This is a genomic window from Cellulomonas sp. IC4_254, from assembly GCF_011603975.1.
Taxonomy (GTDB): domain Bacteria; phylum Actinomycetota; class Actinomycetes; order Actinomycetales; family Cellulomonadaceae; genus Cellulomonas.
The window spans coordinates 1-2,978 of the sequence record NZ_JAANNB010000299.1; the positions used below are offsets into that span (position 1 = coordinate 1).

Below are 2,978 nucleotides of genomic sequence, written 5' to 3' on the forward strand. Positions count from 1 at the left end.
CGCCGGCCGGGGCCGGGGCGGTCTCGGCGGCCGGGGCCGCGGCGTCACCGGTGGACGGGCGCTGGCCCTCGGCCAGGTCGAGCAGCCGGTGGTCGAGGATCTGGATGACGGCGACCCGGTTGGCGTGCGCCTCCTCGTAGCGGCGCAGCACGTCGATCTCGTCCGCCTCCAGGCTCCGGATGCGGTGGCCGAGCGAGCCGATGGGCAGGTGGTCGTAGTCCGGCACGGGCAGGTCCTCGCGGCGCACGTCGTCGTCGGCCATCCGTCCTCCCGGGGTCGTGGCGGCGCCGGGTGCGGCCGCCGCGATCGACGCTAGGCCGGGCCGCGGAGGGCTGCCACCGGAGCGCGGCCGCCCCTACGATCGTCGGGCCCGCTCGCACCCCGCCGTCCCGCGCCGACAGGGAGGACCCCGTGCCCGCACCCGCGCAGCCCCCGGGCCCCACCGCGGTCGACGAGGACTTCACGACGCCCCCGCAGGAGCGCGGCTGGACCCTTGCGTACCTGCCCGCGTGGAGCTCACGGAGCGCCGCCGCCGCCACCGCCCGGACGGCTCCGGACGGCCTGCACCTGACGCTCCCCGCGGACCACCCGGTGTGGTGCCCCGGCGACCACGAGCCGCCGCTGCGGGTGTCCGCGGCGCAGAGCGGCTCCTGGTCCGGGCCGGTGGGCAGCACGCACGGGCAGCAGCCGTTCCGGACCGGGCAGACGGTCCGGGAGGAGCAGCCCGCCCGGTGGGCCTGCACGCCGCGGTACGGCCGGGTCGAGGTGACCTGCCGGGCGACGATCGGACCGGGCTCGATGTTCTCGGCCTGGCTCGTCGGGGTCGAGGACGTGCCGGAGCGCAGCGGCGAGCTGTGCCTCGTGGAGGTGTTCGGCGACACCCTGGCGACGGACGCGGCCGGCACGCCGACGGCCGCGCTGGGGTCCGGCGTGCACCCGTTCCGCGACCCGGCCCTGCGCGAGGACTTCACCGCGCCCCGCACCGGGGTCGACGTCGCGGCGTGGCACACGTACGCCGTCGAGTGGTGGCCGGACCGCGCGACCTTCGCGGTGGACGGCGTCGTCACCCGGGAGGTCGCCCAGGCGCCCACCTACCCGATGCAGCTCATGCTCGGCGTGTTCGACTTCCCGGAGCGGCCGCACGGGCCCGGCGCCCCCGCCGTGCCCGAGCTGGTGGTCGGGCGGGTGCGGGTCACGCCGGGCTGACCGTCGTGCCTCAGCCCGTCGGGTCGTCCGGGCGCCCGCCGTCCAGGGGCTTGGTGAACGCCGCGTGCATCGCGGCCTTGGCGCGGTCGGGCAGCACCGCCGCGGCCGCGGTCTGCAGCCGGGCCTTGAGCGACCGCACCTCGACCTTGTCCGTGCCCGCCATCAGGCCCTCGAACGCCTGGTCGGCGACGTCGGCCGGGTCGTCCTTCGGCCCGCGGCCGACGGGGGTGTCCTCCATGCCGGCGCGCGCGAAGAACTGCGTGTCCGTCGGGCCGGGCAGCAGGGTGGTCACGGTGACGCCGGTGTCCGCGAGCTCGTGCCGCAGCGCCTCGCCGAACGACTGCACGAACGACTTGGACGCCGCGTAGGTCGCGTACCAGGGCCCGGGCATGAGCGCCGCGGTCGAGGCGGTCAGCAGCACCCGGCCGGCCCCGCGCTGCACCATCGGCGGCACGAGGGCCTTGGCGAGCCGCACGGTGCCGACGACGTTCAGGGCCACGACGGCCAGGTCCCCCTCGAGCGGCGTCTCGACGAACGGGCCGCCGGCGCCGGTCCCGGCGTTGAGGGCGAGGGCGTCGACCGGCCGGCCGGTGGCGCGCACCGCCTCGACGAGCTGCGCGACGCCCTCGGCCGTGCCCAGGTCCGCGTGCACCGGGCGCACGGCGTGGCCCGCGGCGGTGAGCGCGTCCGCGGCGAGGGCGATCTGCGGCTCGTCGGCGGCGACGACCAGGTCGAACCCCTCGGCGGCGAACCGACGGGCGAGCTCCAGCCCGATCCCGCTCGACGCACCGGTGACGACCGCCAGCGGGCGGGTCGTGATCTGCTCGGTCATGGTCCGGCCTCTCGTCCGGTGGACGCGGGCGGCACGGCCGCACCCGCCCGTCGGACGCTAGGTCCGGCCCGGGCGCACCGCCACCGGGCGGGCGCGCCCGGTCCGTCAGCCGCCGAGGACGATCTCGCCGTAGGTCCGCAGCTCGTGCGCGGCGACGGTCGCCTCGACGGTCCCGAGCGGGTCGGCCGGGAGGTAGGCCGACAGGTCCAGCCCGGTGAGGGCCCCGATCATCGACACCGGCACCTGGAAGGTCCGGTACGCGCCGAACGTCGCCTCCGTGAGCACGCTCGGCAGGAACGCGTCCTGCCCCAGCACGTAGCCGGTGACGACCAGGCGCCCGCCGCGCTCCACGACGGCGACCACCTTCCAGAACTGCCGGGGCAGCAGCACGCCCCGGTACGGCGGGTCGTCCGGCGCGAGGACCGGCCCCGCCAGCACCGAGATCCGGAGCCGGTCGCGCCGGGCGGTCCCGAGCAGGTACTCCTCCAGCCCGAGCCACAGCGTCGAGCCGGCGTTGAACGCGTGGTGCTGCGGCGCCGAGTTCGTGTAGTGGAAGGTGTCGTCGTTCGCGGCCCGCGCCAGCGACCCCCACGCCGGGTCCAGCCGCCGGACCAGGTGCCCGCGGTCGAGCGCGTTGTCGGCGTACACGTCCGCGCCCGTCTGCTCCTCGCGGGGCAGCCGCGGGTCGAGGATCCACCGGTCGTCGCTGCGCGGCCGCGCTTCGGTGTGCGCGCCGTCGACGTTCACCGCCGTGCACAGCGCGAGCCGGCGCGTGCGGTGCATCACGACGCTGAAGTGGTGGTACTTCAGCTCGGCGGACGCGACCGGCGCGTTCGACCCGGGGCCGGGCATCGGGAGCGGGACGCCGAGGAACACGGGGTCGTAACCGCCGCGGGCGGCGTAGTCCGGGTCGATCGCGAGGGACTCCCCGGCGGGGGCC

4 protein-coding genes are annotated in these 2,978 nt (G+C 77.0%); 1 reads left to right on the forward strand and 3 read right to left on the reverse strand.

What is annotated here, in order from left to right:
- On the reverse strand, nt 1-262 hold a 262-nt coding region (locus G6556_RS18055; RefSeq protein ID WP_166944422.1), incomplete at its 3' end, for a hypothetical protein.
- A 149-nt stretch (nt 263-411) separates the two neighbouring features.
- Between G6556_RS18055 and G6556_RS19785 the strand changes: the two genes are divergently transcribed.
- Nucleotides 412-1,206 carry a glycoside hydrolase family 16 protein gene (locus G6556_RS19785; protein WP_166944424.1) on the forward strand — a complete coding sequence of 265 codons (795 nt, stop codon included), beginning with the start codon at nt 412-414 and terminating at the stop codon, nt 1,204-1,206.
- Between the two features lie 10 nt (nt 1,207-1,216).
- Here G6556_RS19785 and G6556_RS18065 read toward each other — a convergent pair whose 3' ends face one another.
- Nucleotides 1,217-2,038 carry an SDR family NAD(P)-dependent oxidoreductase gene (locus G6556_RS18065; protein ID WP_166944426.1) on the reverse strand — a complete coding sequence of 274 codons (822 nt, stop codon included), beginning with the start codon at nt 2,036-2,038 and terminating at the stop codon, nt 1,217-1,219.
- A gap of 105 nt (nt 2,039-2,143) precedes the next feature.
- The coding region (locus G6556_RS18070; RefSeq protein ID WP_166944428.1) for a DNA/RNA non-specific endonuclease at nt 2,144-2,978 on the reverse strand (835 nt) is incomplete at its 5' end.